This is a genomic window from Metabacillus rhizolycopersici, assembly GCF_020075705.1.
On the sequence record NZ_JAIQUM010000331.1, the window covers coordinates 1 to 249 of the forward strand.

General features: G+C 41.4%; 1 protein-coding gene. It reads left to right on the top strand.

Going from position 1 to position 249, the window contains the following annotated elements; translation table 11 throughout:
* On the top strand, window positions 1–201 hold a 201-nt coding region (locus K9V48_RS28840; RefSeq protein ID WP_224142371.1), incomplete at its 5' end, for a transposase.
* Between the last annotated feature and the right edge of the window lie 48 nt (window positions 202–249).

Here is a 249-nt window from a genome sequence, read left to right on the forward strand (position 1 = left end):
CACAAAGATGTAAAACCAATCTATGCGAAACGCAAAGAAACGATTGAACGTGTATTCGCAGATGCAAAAGAAAAGCATGGCATGCGTTGGACAACGTTAAGGGGACTTAAAAAATTGTCGATGCAGGGGATGCTTACTTTCGCTGCCATGAATTTGAAGAAGATGGCTAACTGGACATGGCGAGGTTCAGAAATGGCATAATAAAGTGAGCTAAGAGAGGTCTATCCTCATTCATTTGAGGTGAATTTC